The 19,927-nt window shown below is 37.6% G+C and carries 17 protein-coding genes; 9 read left to right on the top strand and 8 right to left on the bottom strand.

The features are described from left to right. Positions 1–11: 11 nt before the first annotated feature. The 7 genes from LY60_RS05950 (at position 12) to LY60_RS05980 (ending at position 8,034) form a co-directional block, all read left to right on the top strand. Complete coding sequence (locus LY60_RS05950; RefSeq protein ID WP_019229119.1) at positions 12–965, top strand: M48 family metallopeptidase; 954 nt, start codon at positions 12–14, stop codon at positions 963–965. Positions 966–1,305: 340 nt separating this feature from the next. Next, positions 1,306–2,973, top strand: coding sequence for a peptide ABC transporter substrate-binding protein (locus LY60_RS05955; protein ID WP_170226118.1), 1,668 nt, complete (start codon positions 1,306–1,308; stop codon positions 2,971–2,973). 77 nt (positions 2,974–3,050) lie between these two features. Next, positions 3,051–4,115: a M24 family metallopeptidase gene (locus tag LY60_RS05960; protein ID WP_145081349.1), complete on the top strand. Its 1,065-nt coding sequence runs from the start codon at positions 3,051–3,053 to the stop codon at positions 4,113–4,115. Between the two features lie 48 nt (positions 4,116–4,163). Then, positions 4,164–5,084, top strand: a complete 921-nt coding sequence (locus tag LY60_RS05965) for an ABC transporter permease (protein WP_019229116.1) — start codon at positions 4,164–4,166, stop codon at positions 5,082–5,084. A gap of 7 nt (positions 5,085–5,091) precedes the next feature. Next, positions 5,092–6,027: an ABC transporter permease gene (locus LY60_RS05970; RefSeq protein WP_145081352.1), complete on the top strand. Its 936-nt coding sequence runs from the start codon at positions 5,092–5,094 to the stop codon at positions 6,025–6,027. 16 nt (positions 6,028–6,043) lie between these two features. Next, positions 6,044–7,072 carry an ABC transporter ATP-binding protein gene (locus tag LY60_RS05975; protein ID WP_145081355.1) on the top strand — a complete coding sequence of 343 codons (1,029 nt, stop codon included), beginning with the start codon at positions 6,044–6,046 and terminating at the stop codon, positions 7,070–7,072. Next, positions 7,069–8,034 carry an ABC transporter ATP-binding protein gene (locus LY60_RS05980; RefSeq protein WP_145081357.1) on the top strand — a complete coding sequence of 322 codons (966 nt, stop codon included), beginning with the start codon at positions 7,069–7,071 and terminating at the stop codon, positions 8,032–8,034. The genes LY60_RS05975 and LY60_RS05980 overlap by 4 nt, the downstream gene beginning before the upstream one ends. 57 nt (positions 8,035–8,091) lie before the next feature. Here the strand turns inward: LY60_RS05980 and ligA are convergent, their stop codons facing one another. Together ligA and LY60_RS05990 are read right to left on the bottom strand one after the other, a co-directional pair. Continuing rightward, positions 8,092–10,068 (bottom strand): NAD-dependent DNA ligase LigA, encoded by a 1,977-nt coding sequence (gene ligA, locus LY60_RS05985; RefSeq protein WP_145081360.1) that lies wholly within the window; start codon positions 10,066–10,068, stop codon positions 8,092–8,094. A gap of 12 nt (positions 10,069–10,080) precedes the next feature. Further along, positions 10,081–12,342, bottom strand: a complete 2,262-nt coding sequence (locus LY60_RS05990; RefSeq protein WP_145081363.1) for an ATP-dependent helicase — start codon at positions 12,340–12,342, stop codon at positions 10,081–10,083. A gap of 215 nt (positions 12,343–12,557) precedes the next feature. Between LY60_RS05990 and LY60_RS05995 the strand changes: the two genes are divergently transcribed. After that, complete coding sequence (locus LY60_RS05995) at positions 12,558–12,998, top strand: universal stress protein (RefSeq protein WP_145081366.1); 441 nt, start codon at positions 12,558–12,560, stop codon at positions 12,996–12,998. A 33-nt stretch (positions 12,999–13,031) separates the two neighbouring features. Further along, entirely contained in the window at positions 13,032–13,484 is a 453-nt protein-coding gene (locus LY60_RS06000; protein WP_145081369.1) for a universal stress protein, read from the top strand. Between the two features lie 336 nt (positions 13,485–13,820). On the opposite strand, the gene LY60_RS06005 is transcribed toward LY60_RS06000, so the two are convergent. From LY60_RS06005 to LY60_RS06030, 6 genes are all read right to left on the bottom strand, one after another. Continuing rightward, complete coding sequence (locus LY60_RS06005; RefSeq protein WP_246145384.1) at positions 13,821–14,867, bottom strand: DctP family TRAP transporter solute-binding subunit; 1,047 nt, start codon at positions 14,865–14,867, stop codon at positions 13,821–13,823. A 380-nt stretch (positions 14,868–15,247) separates the two neighbouring features. After that, complete coding sequence (gene tdh, locus LY60_RS06010; protein ID WP_145081375.1) at positions 15,248–16,279, bottom strand: L-threonine 3-dehydrogenase; 1,032 nt, start codon at positions 16,277–16,279, stop codon at positions 15,248–15,250. Positions 16,280–16,334: 55 nt separating this feature from the next. Continuing rightward, on the bottom strand, positions 16,335–16,808 hold the full coding sequence (locus LY60_RS06015; RefSeq protein ID WP_019229106.1) for a PPC domain-containing DNA-binding protein: 474 nt from the start codon (positions 16,806–16,808) through the stop codon (positions 16,335–16,337). Positions 16,809–16,907: 99 nt separating this feature from the next. After that, positions 16,908–18,191 carry a TRAP transporter large permease gene (locus LY60_RS06020; protein ID WP_019229105.1) on the bottom strand — a complete coding sequence of 428 codons (1,284 nt, stop codon included), beginning with the start codon at positions 18,189–18,191 and terminating at the stop codon, positions 16,908–16,910. Next, positions 18,191–18,667: a TRAP transporter small permease gene (locus tag LY60_RS06025; protein WP_145081378.1), complete on the bottom strand. Its 477-nt coding sequence runs from the start codon at positions 18,665–18,667 to the stop codon at positions 18,191–18,193. The genes LY60_RS06020 and LY60_RS06025 overlap by 1 nt, the downstream gene beginning before the upstream one ends. Positions 18,668–18,743: 76 nt before the next feature. After that, positions 18,744–19,772, bottom strand: coding sequence for a DctP family TRAP transporter solute-binding subunit (locus tag LY60_RS06030; protein ID WP_145081381.1), 1,029 nt, complete (start codon positions 19,770–19,772; stop codon positions 18,744–18,746). Between the last annotated feature and the right edge of the window lie 155 nt (positions 19,773–19,927).

Genomic DNA, 19,927 nt, shown 5'->3' on the forward strand with positions numbered 1-19,927 from the left:
GGAGATAAACGTTGGAAAATCATGTAGTTATTCATGAACAGGTTCGTAGCAACCAAGTAAAGACAGCATTGCTGATTATTTTTTACATTGTGCTCATAATCATACTGTCCCTTTCCATAGGTTACTATGCAGACAATGTGGTTCTTGGAGCAGGAATTGCTGCATTTATTATTTTGGTGCTTCTTCCTATACAAATACTCACAGGTTCTAAAATGATCGGTTCACGAACAAACTGGAAGGAAATAGACACTTCAAATCCAGGAGAAAGAAGAGTTGCAAATATTGTTGAAGGATTGTCACTGGCTGCAGGGCTTAAAAATCCTCCCAAGGTTTATATCATACCAACAAGCACACCAAATGCATTTGCGGCTGGTTTGAAACTTGAAAATTCTTATATTGGAGTTACAACAGGTCTCATTGATATACTTGATGAACCTGAAATGGAAGGTGTTCTTGCTCACGAAATGTCCCACATAATTCAAAGGGACATACTTGTTTCAACCGTATCCATTTATTTGATGAGTGCCGCCATAATCCTTGGAGGAATACTATTCAGAATGGCTAGGTACAACATGTTTTTCGGCGGAAGAGGAAGGCGTTCAAACAGAGACTCCGGTAGCGGAAATGCAGCTGCAGCTTTTGCCGTGATTGCTCTTGCGGGATTTGTTCTTTCATTTGTAATCAGGCTGCTGGCACAGCTCATAAACCTTGCCATATCCAGAAAACGTGAGTACATTGCCGATGCAAACGCCGTAAGGCTATGCGGATACTCAGAAGGGCTTGCAGATGCTCTTGAGAAAATTTCCGGAAGTTCAACCGATTATTCAAAAGAACAGGTTGAAGATCTTGGAGGAGATGAAATGCTTGCAATTTATATTTTCAACCCTAAGCACAGTTTAGCATCGCTGTTCTCAACCCATCCGCCCATTGAAGAAAGAATCAGACTTTTGAGAAATATGTATTGATATCAAATAGCCCCCTTAGTGGGGGTTTTTTGTTGCTGTTTTTTATTACATATGACGGAATATTTTACATATTATGTCAATAATTTTGTCAATTTCTATAAGAAAATATACTCAGAAAAATTCGTAGTTTAGTTCAACATTTTATTATAAACTCAAACGAAAGGTATGCCTTTTTTAACGCAACGTTTTCCTTAAAATGCCTTATTTTTATTGTTATGCATCTTATGGCATTGTTTATGCATTTACAAAAACCACTAAGACAAGTTAGGAGGTTACTTAGGATTTTATTTTACTACTCAATAAGATAATTATTGAAATCTGATCAATTATGGAGGGGAAAATGTTAAAATTAAAGAAAGTAATATCAATGTTTTTAGCAATTGCCATGTGCTTAGGAATGGCTGCATGTTCTACACCGGGACAAAAACAGGAACCAGCAAAGCCAGCAGACGCTGCTGCCGAAACACCCTCAGAAACTGCTCCTGACAAGAAGGTGCTGAGATACTCACTGACTGCTGACGCTCCCACATTGGATCCGCAGCTTATGAATTCCATACCAAGCTCGACTGTGGGCTTTCATATTTATGAAGGCTTAATGAGAAATCATATTGGCGAAATACAACCTGGTATGGCTGAAAGCTATGATATTTCAGAAGACGGCAAGACTTATACATTCCATTTAAGAGATGCAAAATGGAGCGATGGTGTTGAAATAAAAGCTCAAGATTATGAATATGCCATGAGAAGACTGGTAGATCCTGCCACTGCAAGCGACTATTCATTTTTAGTTACTTCATTGATTAAAAACGCAGGCGATATAAATGCAGGCAAAATGGCTGTAGAAGAACTTGGTGTTAAGGCTGTAGATGATAAGACATTAACAATTGAGCTTAACAATCCTACCGGTTATTTCCTGAGCATGCTTTCAATGTCTCAGCTATGCCCTGTAAGACAGGACCTTGTTGAAAAATATGGAAAAGATTTTTCAGCTGATGCCGATAAGAATGTTTACAGCGGTCCGTTCATAGTAAAAGAATGGAAACACGAGGACAGAATAATACTTGAAAAAAATCCAAATTACTGGAATGCCGGTGAAATAAAACTTGGCGAAGTTGATATTCTCACAGTTACAGACCCAATGACTGCAGTTGCCATGTTTGAGCAAGGCGAGCTGGATCAGGTCAATGTTCCTGCAGAAGTACTAAGTAATTACAAGGATAAGGTTATATATTACAATGACGGAGCCAACGACTTCATGAAGCTGAACATGGACGGTAGCTGCGAATTGAGCAACAAGGACCTTAGACTTGCCATAAACTATGCACTAAACCGTGAAGATTATATATTGCTGAGCAGCCAAAACCTGTATCAGCCAAACACAAGATATGTGCTGCCACAGGTTAAAGGTATAAACGGCGATTACGGTGATGAATACCCATATGAAGCATTTCCTCTGAAGGGTGATGCTGCAAAAGCAAAGGAACACCTGGCTAAAGCCATGGAAGCACTTGGTGTTACAGATCCTGCTAAAATAGATATTGAACTTTTGACTACTGATGCAGAACGTACACGTATAGAAGCTGAAGTTTTACAAAATCAAATTCAGACAGCACTTGGAATAACAGTTACAATAAGACAGGTTCCGTACAAGCAAAGACTTCAGATGGAATCAGATCATGAATTTGAAATGGTTGTTACAGGTTGGGTTCCGGATTATCCTGATCCAATGTCATACCTTGAATTGTGGCCAACAGGTTCTCCATACAATCATGGATCATACAGCAGTGAAGTTTATGACGGATACATAAAAGATGCCTTGACAAACGCGGATCCTGTTAAAAGAATGGAAGCCTTGTTTAATGCTGAAAAAACATTGCTTGAAGACGGCGGAATCGTTCCTCTTCAGCTTAGAAGAAACGCAATGCTTTTAAATCCTAAGGTTAAAGGCTTTGAAACATACTTTGTAGGCATTAACTATGACTACCTGTATGCTGATATTGCAGAATAATTTGAGTAAGATAATTGAAGATGATTCTAAAAGAATCATCTTTAATTTTTAAATATTGAATAAATGAGGGGAAACAAATGATTGAAAAACTGATTAGTTATTTAAACGAAAACAAAATAGGAGGCTTTTTTATAGCACGGCCTCAAAATGTCAGGTATATGAGCGGCTATACCGGTGAAGATTCATATTTGTTCATTACAGATACGGAAAAATTCTTTATAACTGACCCAAGATACACGGAACAAGCTCAACAGGAATGTCCGGATTTTACAATAGTAAACTGGAGAGAGCATGGAAAAACATTATCTGATGCCATTAAATCAACAATAGAAAAAACGTCCATAAAGAACTTCGGATTTGAAGGAGATTTTGTAACATACAACATATACAAAGAACTTACATTTGAAAATAAGGCTGAAGCAGTTGCCTTGAACGGAATAATAGAAAACTTCAGGTCAATCAAGACACCTGAAGAAATTCACAATCTACGCGCTGCCTGCCAGATTGCAGACAGAGCATTTGAAAGAATCATTAAAGACATAAGAGTTGGAGTAACAGAAAAGGAATTGGCATCAAATCTATCCCATTACATGGTTATGGAAGGAGCAGACACAAAGCCCTACGGCAACATATTGATTTCAGGAAAAAGGACGTCCCTGCTTCATGGAATTCCTTCAAATAAAACTATTGAATACGGTGACTTCGTTCTTATGGATTACGGCTGCGGCTACAAAGGATATCTTTCAGATATGACAAGGACCGTGGTTGTAGGAAAGGCTACAGACAAGCAAAAAGAAGTTTATGCTTTAGAAAAGAAAATGCTTGAAGATTCAACAGCAATGATGAAAGCAGGAACACATGCAACTGATGTGTACAATGCTTCAGTGAAAGCAATAAAAGACACAGAATACTTTAAGTATCACTACAATGGAATAGGTCACGGCATAGGTTTGTTTGTCCATGAAATACCCTTTATGGGTCCTCGTTCAAATGAAATATTAAAAGAAAATAACGTAATAACCATCGAACCCGGAATTTATATACCTGACTGGGGCGGAGTAAGAATAGAAGATCAGGTACTGATTACCAGTGATGGCAATGAAGTGCTGACAAGCTCCGTGAGAGACCTCATAGAACTTTAAACTATCATTTTAATTCCGGAACATGAAATATTAAAAAGAGGTGATTATGTGCGTAAATATATTTTTAAAAGAGTTATAATTTCTTTTGTTACAATATGGGTGCTGGCTACAATTGTATTCATTCTCGTGAGACTCATGCCGGGAGACCCTTTTTCAAGCGACAAGATGACGCCAGAAATAAAAGCAAACATTGAAAGTTACTATGGTTTTGATAAGCCGCTGATTGAGCAGTATTTCACTTACATGAAAAACATCGTAAAAGGTGACTTTGGATATTCCATGAAATATGTGAACCAGTCTGTAAATAAAATTATTGCTGACTCATTTCCGTACTCATTTGATTTGGGAATGAGAGCATTGTCTTTGTCCATTTCTTTGGGCCTTGTTTTTGGAATTATTGCAGCCCTTTACAGGGGAAAGCAGCTTGATTATGTATGTGTAATAATTGCAATAATAGGAACTTCTGTTCCTGATTTTATAATAGGAGCACTGCTGCAATATTTTTTCGGTATAAAATGGGGGCTGTTTCCCGTTGCACAATACCAGGGAATCAAGCACACAATATTGCCGTCAATAGCTCTTGGTTTTTATACAATGGCCATGGTTTCCAGGCTTATGAGAGCAAGTATGCTTGAAGTTGTTCAGCAGGATTACATAAAGACTGCAAAGTCAAAGGGAATATCCAAATTCAGAATAACATACAAACATCAAATAAGAAATGCGATCATGCCCGTTGTAACTGTTCTTGGTCCCACTGTGGCAAGCGTACTGACGGGAACATTTGTAATCGAATCAATTTATGCTATACCGGGAATGGGAAAATATTATGTTCAAAGCGTTCAGAATCTTGATTATTCACTGATACTTGGAATGACAATTTTTTACGGTGCTTTCCTCGTTCTGGCAAATATGATAGTCGATATACTATATGGTGTAATAGATCCTAGAATAAGAGTTTCAGGAAGGTAGGTGCAGCATGGAAGACATTAAATCATCATTTAATAGGTCGCAGTTTACAACTGTGGGGAAAAATTCGGAAAAAATGGAATCCATCACAAGACCTAATCTTACATATTGGAAAGATGCCTGGAGGCGAATAAAGAAAAACAAGGTCGCATTTTCCGGCTTGATAATACTTATAATATACGTTGTACTGGCAATATTCGGGCCCATTATCAGCCAATACGGTTACAACGACATAGATTCATCGCGAATGAATCAATTTATTTCTTCATCCCACTGGTTTGGCACGGATGAGCTTGGCAGAGACTTGTGGACAAGAGTATGGAGGGGCGCGAGAGTATCCCTGGCAATAGGTTTCATTTCCACAATACTTAACACTGTAATAGGAGGACTGGTAGGCGGTATATCCGGATATTACGGAGGAACGCTTGATTCAGTTCTTATGAGAATTATAGACATTTTGTACGGTATCCCCTACCTTATTGTAGCAATACTTGTAATGGTTGTGCTGGGAACAGGGATAACATCGTTGATTGTTGCAATGGTCATAGTCGGATGGATAGGAACAGCCAGGTTTGTCAGAGGTGAGGTGCTGAGGCTAAAGGAACAGGATTTCATTGCAGCGGCAAAGGTCCTCGGAGTAAACGACTTTACAATCATTGTGAAACACATAATTCCAAACGTAATGGGATTAATAATTACAAATCTTACAATGGCAGTACCAAAGGCAATATTCAATGAAGCATTTTTAAGCTACATAGGTCTTGGAATTGCCCCTCCTGAATGCAGCTGGGGAATTCTTGCCAAAGCAGGTGTTAAAATGCTTAGAATATATCCTTACCAGCTTTTTATACCATCATTTTTCATTTGTACAACCATGCTTGCTTTAAATCTCTTGGGTGATGGACTAAGAGATGCACTAGACCCAAGGCTCAGAGGCACAGAGTAGAAAAGGAAGTGATAAAATGGGAAAAATATTGGAAGTAAAAGATTTGAGTTTTTCTTTCTGCACATACGGCGGAGTTGTAAAGGCAGTAAGAGGGGTGGACTTTGATGTAAACGAAGGCGAGATTGTTGGAATTGTCGGAGAATCAGGCTGCGGAAAAAGCGTTACTGCACAATGCCTTGTAAGACTTAATCCAGAACCACCGGGATTTTTCGAGAACGGTTCCATTCAATACAAGGGAAATGAAATAACAACCATGACAGACAAGGAAATGAGAAAAATAAGAGGTGTGGAAATAGGTTTCATATTTCAGGACCCCATGACATCATTAAATCCGACCATGAAAATCGGTAAACAAATAGAAGAAATTTTTGTTCAAAGAAATGTGTACAACAAAAAAGAATTGAAGGAAAAAGCATTGGAAATATTGAAGCTGGTGGGTATTTCAGATGGAGAAAGAAGATACAATCAATATCCTCATGAACTGAGCGGAGGTATGAAACAAAGGGTCATGATTGCAATAGCCCTTGTGGGCAACCCAAGCATCATCATTGCCGATGAACCAACCACTTCACTTGATGTTACCATAGAAGCGCAAATTCTTGACTTGCTAAGAGACTTGCAAAAAAAGTTAAATACATCAATAATCCTTATAACTCACGACCTGGGAGTAATAGCTAAAATGTGCGACAGAGTGCTTGTCATGTACGGCGGTAAGATTGTTGAAAGAGGAATGGTTGATGATATATTCTACAACACAAAGCATCCTTACACATCAGGACTTCTGTGCTCAATTGCAAGTCTTGAAACAGAAAAGGATGAAGAGCTCGAACCAATTGAAGGCACTCCCCCTGACTTGTTTTCACCTCCTGCCGGATGTCCGTTTGCTGCAAGGTGTGAATATGCTATGGAAATATGCTATGAAGCAATGCCGCCTGAATACCAATTAACTGACAACCACAGAACCATGTGCTGGCTGCAGCATGAATATGCAAAAGCTATAGATTTACCTTGCAAGAAAAAATTGAAAAATGAGGTGATGCAATGACAGTTGAAAAACAACCTCTCATTCAGGTGCAAAACTTAAGCAAGTATTTTCAATTAAACAAGAAAGAAACATTAAAGGCTGTTGAAGATGTGTCTTTTGATATTTATGAAGGAGAAACAGTAGGTCTGGTGGGAGAATCAGGATGCGGAAAGTCTACAACAGGCAGATGCCTGGTAAAGCTTTATGAGCCAACTAAGGGCACTGTACTTTACAACGGAAAAGACATATTTGATGTCAAAAGCAATGAACAAAATCTTGAATACTGCAAAAATACGCAAATGATATTTCAAAATCCATATTCATCATTAAACCCCAGAATGACCGTTAAGGACATTGTTGGTGAAGGAATAAAGCTTCATGAAAAAATATCCGACAAAGAACTGGATGTTAAAATAGAAAGTCTTTTAAAGGCTGTAGGACTTAACAGAGACCACATGTCCAGGTTTCCTCATGAATTTTCAGGAGGACAAAGACAGCGCATAGGTATTGCAAGAGCATTGTCAGTAAACCCGAAATTCATAGTATGTGATGAGCCCATATCCGCTCTTGATGTGTCAATTCAGGCTCAGGTGCTCAATATGCTTAAGAAACTGCAGAAGGACAGAGGACTTACATTCCTGTTCATAGCCCATGATTTAAGCGTGGTCAAATACATATCAGACAAGGTAATAGTTATGTATCTCGGGATGATTGTAGAACAGGCAGATGCTGTGGAACTTTATAAAAACCCTATTCATCCTTACACAAAGGCACTGTTGTCTGCAATACCTGAAGCAGACCCAAATATAGCAAAAAACAAGCAAAGGATTATGCTTAACGGAGAAATACCAAGCCCCATAAATCCACAGGAATGCTGCAGATTTGCTGAAAGATGCCCAAATGCAAAATCTATATGCCGTGAATCAATCCCTCCTCTCAAATCCTATGGCAATTTTCATAAAGTTGCATGTCATATGATTTAATTCAGCATCTTTCATATTAAAAAAAGCTTTATGAAATTCATAAAGCTTTTTATATTTCTATGCATTTATTCCGGTACTACCGTTGTTGAGCCACTCAACAAACTGTATTTCTGTGATTATTTTAATTCCAAGCTCTTTTGCTTTTTTATTTTTTGATGAATTGGAAAGGTTGTCGTTATTTATAAGAAAATTCGTCTTGCTTGTTACGCTTCCTGTGACCTTTCCTCCCCTTTTTTCAATTTCTTCCTTAAGTTCGTCCCTGTTTTTAAACAGTTCCACAGAGCCTGTTATTACAAAATTAATATTTTCGAAAACCTGAGGTTCATTGTTTTCTTCAGCTTCTTCAAGCTCCACTTCCCGTAAGAGATCTTCAACTACAACTTTTCTTTTATCATCATTGAAAAACTTTACATAATTACCTGCCATTACATCCCCGATTCCGCCGATTTCAATCAGGTCTTCAAATGATGCATTTTGAATTTTGCTCCAGTTGTTGCCGAATTTTTTGCTTATGAGTTTTGCATTTGAAAGTCCAACGTTTGGTATGCCAAGGCTGTAAAGAAGTCTTGCTGCCGTTGTCTTTCTTGCTTTTTTTACGCTTGCAGAAAGGTTTCTAAATGATTTTTCCCCAAAACCTTCCATTTCCACAATTTCATCTCTGAATTTTTCCACATGGAAAATGTCTGCAAGTTCCTTTATAAGCCCTTTTGCTATGAGCTTTTCCAGAGTTGCTTCCGACAAACCTTCTATGTTTATGGCATCTCTGCTTACAAAATGAGTGAAAGATTTTATTTGCTTTGCAAGACAATCATCATTCATACAGTAAAGGGTTTTTATGTCATTATCATTTTTAATCCTTGTTTCTCCACCGCAAACAGGACAGCTGTCCGGTATACAAATATTACCGCTTCTTGTGATGTTGTCAGAAATCTGTGGAATTATCATGTTTGCCTTGTAAACTGTTATGGTATCGCCTATGCCAAGATCAAGATTTTCCATAATGCTTAGGTTGTGAACGCTGGCACGGCTCACGGTTGTTCCTTCAAGCTCCACAGGCTCAAACACAGCTATTGGGTTTATAAGCCCTGTTCTTGAAGCACTCCACTCAATTTCAAGCAGTTTTGTTTCTTTGATTTCATCACGCCATTTAAATGCAATTGAATCCCTTGGAAATTTGGCAGTTGCCCCCAGAGATTCCCCGTATGCAATGTTGTCATATGTTAAAACCAATCCATCAGATGGAAGACCATTCTCAGTCACATTTTCCGCAAACCACCTTACAGCCTCTTCAATGCTATCCCCATTCACTTTCTTGTATTCCACTGTTCCAAATCCCTGGTTTTTCAACCACTCAACCTGCTGTATCCTTGAGTTTAAAAATTCCTCACCTTCAGCCCTTACAAGGGAAAATGCATAAAAACGCACATTCCTTTCAGCTGTGATTTTGTTGTTGAGCTGTCTCACAGAGCCGCTGCAAAGATTTCTCGGATTTTTGTACTTTGCATCTGCATCCGGGATTTCACTGTTGATTTTTTCAAAGTCGCTGTAGCTTATAACTGCTTCACCGCGCAATATGAGCGTTTTTTTATGAGGTATAACCACAGGCAAATTTACAAATACCTTGGCATTGTTTGTTATGACTTCGCCTATTTCTCCGTTTCCTCTTGTAACTGCCTTTATAAGGCTGCCGTTTTCGTATGTGAGCACTATTGTAAGGCCGTCTAGCTTCCATGAAAGCATCCCTTCATTTTGTCCCAGCCAGTCTTTCAGTGCAGAAACTTCCTTTGTTTTATCAAGGGAAAGCATGGGCTTATCGTGGCGCTCCTTGGGAAGGTTTGATAAAAGCTCATATCCAACATGAATTGTGGGGCTGTTTGACAGCACGGTACCTGTTTGTTTTTCCAGCTGTTCAAGCTCGTCATATAGCTTGTCGTATTCCAGGTTGGACATTATTTCTCTGTTTTCCTGGTAATATGCTTTGCTTGCCTTGTTTAATATCTCTATTCTTTCTTTCATTAATTGAAGTTTATCCATATTGCACCTTCATCACTGTATTTTCTCAATTGGAGCATAGCCTAAAATGACATTTTTTATTCCTTTGTTTTCAAATGCAATGACAGCTATTGTCGTGCTGCCGTCTTTTTTTAACTGTACTACAGTTCCTTCTCCCCATGCCTTATGCATTATTCTGTCCCCTGCCTCTATGCTGTCAGACTTAAGGCGTGGCTTTTTATCTTCCTCATAGGTTGAGCTTCCCTTGAAGAACGTGTCCTTCACAAACGACGGTTTTTTCCTGGTGCTGCCATCGGAGCTTCTAAAGCCACCGAATGCTTCATCCATCATTTCCAATTTCTTTGCAGCAAATGCAAGAGGATTTTCTTCCTCTATACACTCTTTAGGTATTTCCTTCAGAAATCTTGACTTTGATTTCATCTCATGATTTCCAAAACGCATTCTGTCATTGGCATGAGTAATGTAAAGCATTCTTTTGGCCCTGGTTATTGCCACATAGAATAGTCTTCTTTCTTCTTCAATATCATCGTCGCTTTCTTCGTCCTGATGGATTATGGGAAATATTCCTTCCTCAAGGCCTGTTATGAACACAGTATCATATTCAAGACCCTTGGCAGCATGGACTGTCATGAGCGTTACACAGTCAACTTTTTCCTCGGTTTTATCTACATCTGCAAGAAGTGAAATGTGGGCGAGGAAATCCTCAAGGGTGTTTTCCTCGTATCTTTCCTCAAAATCCTTTGCTGCAGAAAGAAATTCATCCACGTTGTCCACACGGCTTCTTCCTTCAATGGTATCATCCTCCATAAGCATGTTTTTATACCCGGTGTCTTCCCACACTGCCTGTATAAATTCTGAAACAGGCATCACTTCCTTTTTAATCATGAGCATTTCCATCATGGAAACAAAATCACCTATGCTTTTTGATGCTGATGGAGTAAGACCAAGCTCACTGGCTTCAAAGCATGCCTCAAACATTGATATGCCATTTTCATTGGCGCATTCTGTCAATATTTCTATTGTCCTGGCCCCTATTTTTCTCTTAGGCACATTTATTATTCTGTCAAGGCTAAGTCCGTCCTTCTGGTTGTAGATGAGCATCAGGTAGGCCACAAGATCCTTAATTTCTTTTCTTTCATAGAACTTCTGTCCGCCTACAATCTTGTAAGGAATTCCTTCCCGAATCAGTCCTTCCTCCAGCGCTCTTGACTGGGCATTTGTCCTGTACAGAACAGCCATGTCTGAATATTCAACATGGTTGTCCCTGTTTTCCTTTTTCATTAGAGAAGCAACAGTGAATGCTTCGTCCTTTTCATTGTCCATTTCAAAAATTCTTATTAAATTGCCATCCTGAAAATCCGTATATAAATTTTTTCCCTTTCTCTGGCTGTTGTTCTTGATTACTCCGTTGGCAGCACTTAGAATAACATTTGTAGAGCGGTAATTCTTTTCAAGCTTTACGGTCTTGGCTCCTTCAAAATCATTTTCAAAGTTCAGGATGTTTGTTATGTCGGCGCCTCTCCAGCCGTAAATGGACTGGTCGTCATCTCCCACCACAAACACGTTGTTTTCGCCGCCTTTTTTCTTTCCCAATATTTTAACAAGATTGTACTGAATGTTGTTTGTATCCTGATACTCGTCCACAAGGATGTATTTGAACCTTTCCTGATAAGAATCCCTTACATCCTGCTCTCTTTCAAGAAGTTCCAGGGCCTTTATTAAAAGGTCGTCAAAATCAAGGGCATTTGCTAATTTAAGCTTCTTTTCATAAAGAGCATATACATCTCCCACATTTCTGTGATAAAAGCTGCCGTAATGCTCAGAAGTGAACTTGTCTGGATTTACCCTGTTGTTTTTCTCGTTGCTTATTATTGATTTAATAACATTTGAATTATATTTTTTAACATCCAGGTCTAGTTCCTTGATGCAGTCTTTTATGAGTGTTTTCTGGTCGCTGGTGTCGTATATGATAAAATTTCTGTCATAGCCTATTCTGTCAATGTCTCTTCTGAGTATGCGGACGCAAATAGAGTGGAATGTTCCAATCCACATTTTATCAACCGAATAATCAATGAGCTGTGATATTCTTTCCTTCATCTCATTTGCTGCCTTGTTTGTAAACGTAATGGCAAGAATTTCCCAGGGCATTGCCTTGTTTGTGCCTATTAAATTAGCAATTCTGTGAGTAAGAACTCTAGTCTTGCCTGTTCCGGCACCTGCTATTACAAGTATGGGACCCTTGTCATGAGCCGCAGCTTCTCTTTGTTTTTCGTTAAGTGTGTTTAATAATTCCATTTTTCCTCCGCAATATTTAACTCTTGGCCTATAAATTATATCACAGTCATCAAACCTCCTCAATATATTAATTTATCCGTAAATCTTTGTATTCACTTAAATCCTGTTGTTTAGAACAAGTTAATTAAAAATTTGTATTTTTTAAGAACAATTTTGTTTACAACAAATAAATTACGGTATAAGTATAATAAGCAATCTTTTTATTGGAGGAAGCCATGAAAAAAATATTAGTCCCTGTGGACGGTTCAACCGCTTCCCAGAAGGCGGCAGTGAAGGCAGCTGAAATTGCCAGACAATTTGGTGCTAGCATAACATTTATAACTGTAATACTGGAACCGGATTTATCAAAATACAACAAGTTTGGAGTGCTGATAGATCCTGACATGAAAAAATTAAAGGAAAAACTGAAAGAAAACGAAAAGAAAATGCTGGATTCTATAATAAACAGCCTTGATTTAAGCGATGTTCACACAAGTGAAAAAGTGATTGCCGGAGTTGCCTATGAAGAAATATTAAAAGAAGCTGAAGAAGGAAATTATGACATGATTGTAATCGGTCAGAGGGGATTTACAAAGGTTAAACGTTTCTTTCTGGGTTCCGTGGCATACAGAGTTGTGTCAGATGCAGTTTGCCCGGTTCTTGTAGTTCATGAATAACATATATATGATAAATAATGGAAGGTGGATCCTATGAAAAAAATATTAATACCTATTGATGGTTCTGAAGCTTCTAAAAAAGCAGCAGAAAAAGCAGTATCCGTTGGAAAATTAATTGATGCAGAACTTACATTCATAACAGTTGCAAATCTTCCCACAGAAGACAAATATTCATATTTTGGAATGACCGTAGAAAATGCATTTATAGCAAACCGCAAAAATATGCTGAAGCAACTGATTGTTGAAGAAGGCAGAATGCTTGATATTCTGGTAAGAAACATTGATACAGAAAATCTCAGGATTAATAAAAAAGTAATCGTGGGAGTGCCTGCAGAAGAAATTGTAAAGCTTGCAGCTGAAGAAAAATTTGACTTCATAGTAATTGGAAGAAGAGGCTTTTCAAAAGTTGAACGCTTTTTTGTAGGCTCGGTTACCCAGAAGGTAATTTCAGCCTCACCTTGTCCTGTAATGGTGGTTAACGTATAAAAATAAGTCCTTAACAGGACTTATTATGATGATGACAAATTTGTTTCAATAGTGTAGGGAAGACTGCTGTCCTCTCGAAGATAACAAAATTGTTGAATTTATACCACGGGCGGATACAAGATGAAGTCACTGAAAAACTATACATTTATTCGCTGTCATTCTGAGAGCTTGCTCGAAGAATCTCATGTTTTCAACAAAAGATGAGATCCTTCACTAACGTTCAGGATGACAAAATAGACTTTTTCAGTGGTCTCTACAAGATCCGCCCCTACAACTTATGGAAAATAGGTTTGTCAATAGTCTAAAGTCCTTAACAGGACTTATTTTTATGCTATTTTATTTTGCTTGTCTGAAAATATCCATGAGTTCTTTGCCCATTATTGGTTCATACTCAGTATATACTGACTGAACTTTGTCTCTAAACACGCCCATTTGTTCAGGTGTAAGTTCGTTTACCTTAACACCGCCGTCAATGAAATTCTTTGTATGAACTGCATCTAATTCTCTTGTTATTTGTCTCTGATACAAGCATGCTTCTTTTGCTGCATCTTGTAATATCTGTTGAGTTGCAGGATCAAAGCTTTCAAACTTATCCTTGTTCATACCAAGAATAATTACGTCGTATGAATAGTTCCAAACTGTCATATATTTCTGCACTTCATTTATCTTTGATGAAGCAATTGTATCAAGAGGATTTTCCTGTCCGTCTATTGTTCCCTGCTGCAATGCTGTGAATACTTCTCCAAAGTTCATTGTTATAGGGTCAGCACCCAATGCTTTAAAGAGAGATATAAACATTTTAATTCCAGGTATTCTTATTTTCATTCCAGCAATATCTGCGGGAGTTTCAACAGGTCTTACGTTGTTTGTAAGCTGTCTGAAACCATTTTGTCCATAACCAAGACCTACAATGTTCTTTTCAAGCAATATTTTATTTAGAGCTTCGCCGCCGGCTCCGTCAATTATCTTGTCTGCTGTTTCAACATCAGGAATTAAGAAAGGAAGACTTACAACACCAAATCTTTCATCCATTACTGAATATATGATGTTTGAGTGGAATGTGAAGTCTGTTGAACCTGACATAAGCATTTCTATACCCTTGCTCTGGTTACCGCCTGAAAGCTGATCATTTGGATAAATTTTAATTTCAATTTGACCATTTGTTTTTTCAGCAACTATTTCTGCAAATTTTGCTGCACCTTTTGCCCATGTTGATGTGTCAGATGCTGTAACGCTCATTTTTAAAGTTTGTTTTTCAACTGCCGGTGCTTGTGCTGCAGGTGTTTCTGCTGCAGGTTTTTCTGCTGTTTTTTGTGAACATCCTGTTAATCCAATGCTTAAAACTAAAGCTGCTACCATAATAAGTGATAATATTTTTTTCATTTTCATATCCTCCCTAGGTTATATTCTTTGAATATTATCTCGTTAAATAAAAACAGTTGATATTGATTAATTATACTCCTTTCTGAATTCATGGTTTGTAATCGTTTTCTCGTGAAAGTCAAGTTTATCACGCATAATCATTGCATAAATTATACTGAGAAAATGTTTGCAAAATATGTGCCAACTATGAAAACCCTTTCATTTCAACATAATTCTAAAATATGATTAAATACTGATAAATTTAATGCTCAAATTTTTAGCACGCTGCTAAAATTTTGAGCATATTTTTGTTTAAATATTAAGCATATTGCATTTATTTAATTTTGTTTTGCTGCAGCAATGAATTTATTCCTTGCTGCAGCGTGGAAATAATAATATTATTAAGGAACCAAAATTACTTTGCCGCCAATTCCTTTTTGAGAAATATCAAATCCTTCTTCAAATTCCTCAAGCTTCAAAACATGAGTTATAACAGGATCAATATTCAAAAGGCCCTTGTCGAGAAGATTAGACATTACAGTCCATGTTTCAAACATTTTTCTTCCATGTATTCCTATAATTGTTGCTTCTTTAAATATAACCTGTGAACCAAGGTCAATTTCCAGAGGTCTTGATGGCAAACCTATTAAAGCAACCATGCCGCCTTTTCTCAGCCCCTTAAAACCGTCAAGAATAGCTGCAGTGCTTCCTGAAGCATCAATAAATGCATCAACGCCCACCCCGTTTGTAAGTTCCTTAAGTTTGTCAGCAGAATTAATCAATGATGAATTTATTACTTCTGTTGCTCCTAATTCCTTTGCAATACCAAGTCTGTATTCATTTATATCAATTGCATATATGTTTGCTGCTCCAAATGCCTTGGCAGTGTTTACTGCCATTAATCCTATGGGACCGCATCCTATTACTGCTATATTTTTTCCTGAAGCCTGGACTTCTACGCATGATCTTACTGCTGTACCAAGAGGTTCTAACACCGCCCCCACATTTGGGCTTATTGTTTCAGGAATTTTGACAGCGCATACTGCAGGTATTTTTGAGTATTCTGCAAAGCATCCATTTGTGTGTACTCCATACAGTTTCAAATTCTGGCATATGTGCTGCTGTCCGTTTTTACACTGGTAGCACTGACCACATGGAATATGTGTATCACATGCCACATAATCTCCGACTTCCAATGTCTTGACACCCGGTCCTACTTCAACCACTTCAGCGCTGCATTCATGTCCTAAAATTGTAGGAAGCGTAATGTTGTTGTTTTGTGCCCAGTTGTTCCAGTTATAGATGTGTTGATCTGTGCCGCATATAGCTGCAGCTTTAATTTTTATTAATACTTCGCCCTCTTCAAGCACTGGCATTTCAACATCTTTTAAAACCGCGCCCATACCAGCATTTTCTTTTACCACTGCTCTCATTTCTTTTCTCCTGAATAAATTAGTTTAGTCTGCCCCATTGGTTGTTTTAACTTAATTATTTTATTTTAAACAGTTTAAAACCGGTTTGATTATCGAATTCTCTTTTATATTCTGCATTTTCAATTTCATGAATCACTATTTCAGCAGTAGCTGCAACACGATTTCCGCCGTCTACAAAGTGTCCGCCAAAAACTCTCATATACTTGTCGCTTACAAGCATATGAAGATGAATTGACAAATTTCCATTGTCTTCAGTACCTATAAGTCCCTGACCTGCCAAAAGTTCCAACGGTCCTTCAACATCTACGGAATCACTGTATACAAATCCTATTTTTCCTTCTTCATTTGGAATTGCATAAATGAATCTTCCTGTGTCAAGGCTTCCTAAAAGTCCTGTGATATATCCGTTTTTTATTCCATATTCTTCGCATATTTCTCTGATTCCTGTAAGCAGGTCTTCGCCCCTTGGAATTCTTCCCACAATTACTCTTTTAATGTTAGCTTCCTTTGTATGTTCCCTTACATTCATTATATATCTCCTCATTTTTTGATAAAATAAAGATGGATTAAATAATCCATCTTCTTAAATTCATTATTAAATAAATTTACAGGATTAAAATAATTTGATTTATTTAATTCCCATCATATTTGGTAACCATAAGATTATATCCGGTACATAAGTTATCAGGAACAACACTATCAGAGAAGCTATTAAGTAAGGAACAACTGCTTTTGATATTTGTCCAAGACTAATTTTTGAAACTCCGCACGCTACGTACAGGTTAACTCCTACCGGAGGTGTAATCATTCCTATTGCAAGGTTCATTGTCATAACAACGCCAAGAGCAATTGGATCATAGCCTAACTGAGTTGCAACCGGAAGCATTATAGGTGTAAATATATAAAGTGCTGATGTTGCATCCAGGAAACATCCTGCAATTAAAAGTATTATGTTTACTATGAACAGGAACATGTACTTGCTTCCTGATACTGACAATAATAAATCACTTGCCATGTCAGAAATTCCTTCTGTTGTGCAGAACCAAGCAAACAATCCTGCTGCAGCAACTATAAACATTACTATTGCTGAACCTATAGCAGATTCAACCATCAAATCATATAAATCTTTTGCTTTAATTTTTCTGTATACAAACACACCTACCAAAATACCGTAAACTGCTGAAACTGCAGCTGCTTCTGTTGGTGTGAAGAATCCTCCGTATATACCGCCAAGAATTATAACCGGCATCATCAAGCCCCAGATTGCATCTTTAAAGGCTTCCCATCTTTCTTTTGCTGAAGCCTTTGGAACTGGTTCAATATCCATTTTCTTTGCCATTATTAAGCTGGCAATAACTAAGGCTGTTCCCATCAATAGACCTGGAACAATACCAGCCATGAATATTTTACCTATTGATACTCCGGCGATTGCACCATATACAACAAATGGAATACTTGGAGGAATAATAACTCCTATACCACCTGCTGTTGCCATTAATGCTGAAGACATTCCTTTTGAATAACCTGCATTTATCATTGCAGGTATTATAATTACTCCAAGTGATGCAACAGTTGCCGGACCAGAACCTGAAATTGCGGCAAAGAAGCACGAAGTTATAACACCTACTATTGCCAGTCCGCCTGTTTTGTGTCCGACAAACTTATTGGCAAGATTGATCAGCTTATCTGAAATACCTGCTTTTTCCATTGTATTTCCTGCAAGCATGAAAAACGGTATTGCCAACAATGTAAACTTACCTATGTTAGCATATATTTGCATTGGAAACATGTCCAAAGGCAGTCCAGTTACTACCATGGCTATAAGAGATGAGGCACCAAGGCTCAGTGCTATAGGTACATTTAATAATAACAATGCTGCAAAGGAAATAAATAATAATGCTGCTGTATTCATTATTTTCCCTCCTTATCTGATTGTTTAAAAGCTTTAATAGTCCATTCTGTAAATCTTAACAAGATAAATATTCCGCCTACAGGTAAAAACATTCCAAACCACCATTCAGGCCAACCCAGAGATGGGGTTGTAATTCCCATAGCAATTTCACCCTTAACCATAACTAAACCATATCTAATTAAATAAACTGAGAAAAATGCTGCCACTGCCCAAGTAACCAATGATACATACTTTTGAAATTTCTTTGGCAATAAGTCAGTTAATACGCTTAAACCTAAATGACCGCCTCTTTTTGCTGCGGCGGCTGCTCCCAACAATGTTATGAGTATAAACATTGATGTTGTTAATTCCTCCAAGAAAGACATTGACAATCCCAGGAACTTTCTTGAAATAACATTTATTACTGTGATAAAGGTCATTACTGTCAGTCCAAAAGCCATGATGTAATTCTCAAAATTACCGAAAAACTTTTTCATCGCTACCTCCGTTTTACTTTAAGTTAAAATTTTTTTCTAAGCCTTTCGGCTTAGAAAAAAATTTTATTTGTTGCTACTATCTGAAAGCATCAATAAGGTCTTTTCCCATTATTGGTTCATATTCAGCATATACAGGTTGAACTGCTTCTTTGAACACTGCTTTTTGCTCTGGTGTTAATGTGTTTACTTTCATGCCGCCGTCAATAAATTGCTGAGTTTGTGTAGCTGCTTTTTCTCTGTTGATTTGTCTCTGGTAAGCAATAGCTTCTTTTGCAGCATCTTTAATGATTTGTTGATCTTCTGCGCTGAAGCTTTCAAACTTGTCTTTGTTCATTCCAAGTATGATTGCATCATATGCATAATCCCATACAGTCATATATTCCTGAACTTCATTGATTTTTGATGAAGAAATAACGTCTGTTGGATTTTCCTGTCCGTCAATTGTTCCTTGCTGTAAAGCTGTAAACACTTCACCGAAGTTCATTGTTATAGGGTCAGCGCCTAAAGTTTTGTAAAGAGATATGAACATTTTGATTCCAGGTATTCTTATTTTCATACCAGCCATATCAGCAGGTGATTCAACAGCTTTTTTGCTGTTTGTCAATTGTCTGAAACCATTTTCACCAAAACCAAGACCTACTATGTTCTTTTCAAGCAATATTTTATTTAATGCTTCTCCAGCTTCTCCGTCAAGCAATTTATCTGCAGTAGCAGTATCTTGAATTAAGAATGGTAAGCTTACAACTCCGAATCTTTCATCCATTACTGAGTAAATTATATTAGAGTGGAAAGTCAAATCTGTTGAACCTGACATAAGCATTTCAATACCCTTGCTTTGATTTCCGCCTGATAACTGATCATTAGGATATACCTTAACTTCAATTCTTCCGTTTGTTTTTTCGCCAACTATTTCAGCGAATTTTTTAGCACCTAAAGTCCAAGTTGATGTGTCTGCAGTTGTAGTACTAAATTTCAAAGTTACCTTTTCCCCTGTAGATCCGGCAGGCTTATCTCCAGCTGGCTGCTCTGATTTTGATGAGCATCCTGTCAAGCCTACACTTAATGTCAAGACTGCTACAAGTATAAGGGATAATATTTTTTTCATTACTTAAATTCCTCCTAAAAGTTTTTTGATTACATATATACTTGCAATTGATATGCCAATTTTAATACCAAGTCAGAAAAACATTTGCATTTACATAAAGTTAATTTTACATCAAACTCAAAACAAACATTTGCAAACTGTAATTTTATTGAATG

This window comes from Sedimentibacter saalensis (genome assembly GCF_007830175.1).
Lineage (GTDB): Bacteria > Bacillota > Clostridia > Tissierellales > Sedimentibacteraceae > Sedimentibacter > Sedimentibacter saalensis.

Coding starts and splice junctions, on each gene's coding strand:
- LY60_RS05980 (WP_145081357.1), top strand. CDS start 7,069: ATGACAGTTGAAAAACAACCTCTCATTCAGGTGCAAAACTTAAGCAAG.
- LY60_RS05975 (WP_145081355.1), top strand. CDS start 6,044: ATGGGAAAAATATTGGAAGTAAAAGATTTGAGTTTTTCTTTCTGCACA.
- LY60_RS06030 (WP_145081381.1), bottom strand. CDS start 19,772: ATGAAAAAAATATTATCCCTTATACTTGTAGCAGTCTTGACATTAAGT.
- ligA (WP_145081360.1), bottom strand. CDS start 10,068: ATGGATAAACTTCAATTAATGAAAGAAAGAATAGAGATATTAAACAAG.
- LY60_RS06015 (WP_019229106.1), bottom strand. CDS start 16,808: ATGAATGTAAGGGAACATACAAAGGAAGCTAACATTAAAAGAGTAATT.
- LY60_RS05970 (WP_145081352.1), top strand. CDS start 5,092: ATGGAAGACATTAAATCATCATTTAATAGGTCGCAGTTTACAACTGTG.
- LY60_RS06025 (WP_145081378.1), bottom strand. CDS start 18,667: ATGAAAAAGTTTTTCGGTAATTTTGAGAATTACATCATGGCTTTTGGA.
- LY60_RS05960 (WP_145081349.1), top strand. CDS start 3,051: ATGATTGAAAAACTGATTAGTTATTTAAACGAAAACAAAATAGGAGGC.
- tdh (WP_145081375.1), bottom strand. CDS start 16,279: ATGAGAGCAGTGGTAAAAGAAAATGCTGGTATGGGCGCGGTTTTAAAA.
- LY60_RS06005 (WP_246145384.1), bottom strand. CDS start 14,867: ATGAAAAAAATATTATCACTTATTATGGTAGCAGCTTTAGTTTTAAGC.
- LY60_RS06020 (WP_019229105.1), bottom strand. CDS start 18,191: ATGAATACAGCAGCATTATTATTTATTTCCTTTGCAGCATTGTTATTA.
- LY60_RS05955 (WP_170226118.1), top strand. CDS start 1,306: ATGTTAAAATTAAAGAAAGTAATATCAATGTTTTTAGCAATTGCCATG.
- LY60_RS06000 (WP_145081369.1), top strand. CDS start 13,032: ATGAAAAAAATATTAATACCTATTGATGGTTCTGAAGCTTCTAAAAAA.
- LY60_RS05995 (WP_145081366.1), top strand. CDS start 12,558: ATGAAAAAAATATTAGTCCCTGTGGACGGTTCAACCGCTTCCCAGAAG.
- LY60_RS05990 (WP_145081363.1), bottom strand. CDS start 12,342: ATGGAATTATTAAACACACTTAACGAAAAACAAAGAGAAGCTGCGGCT.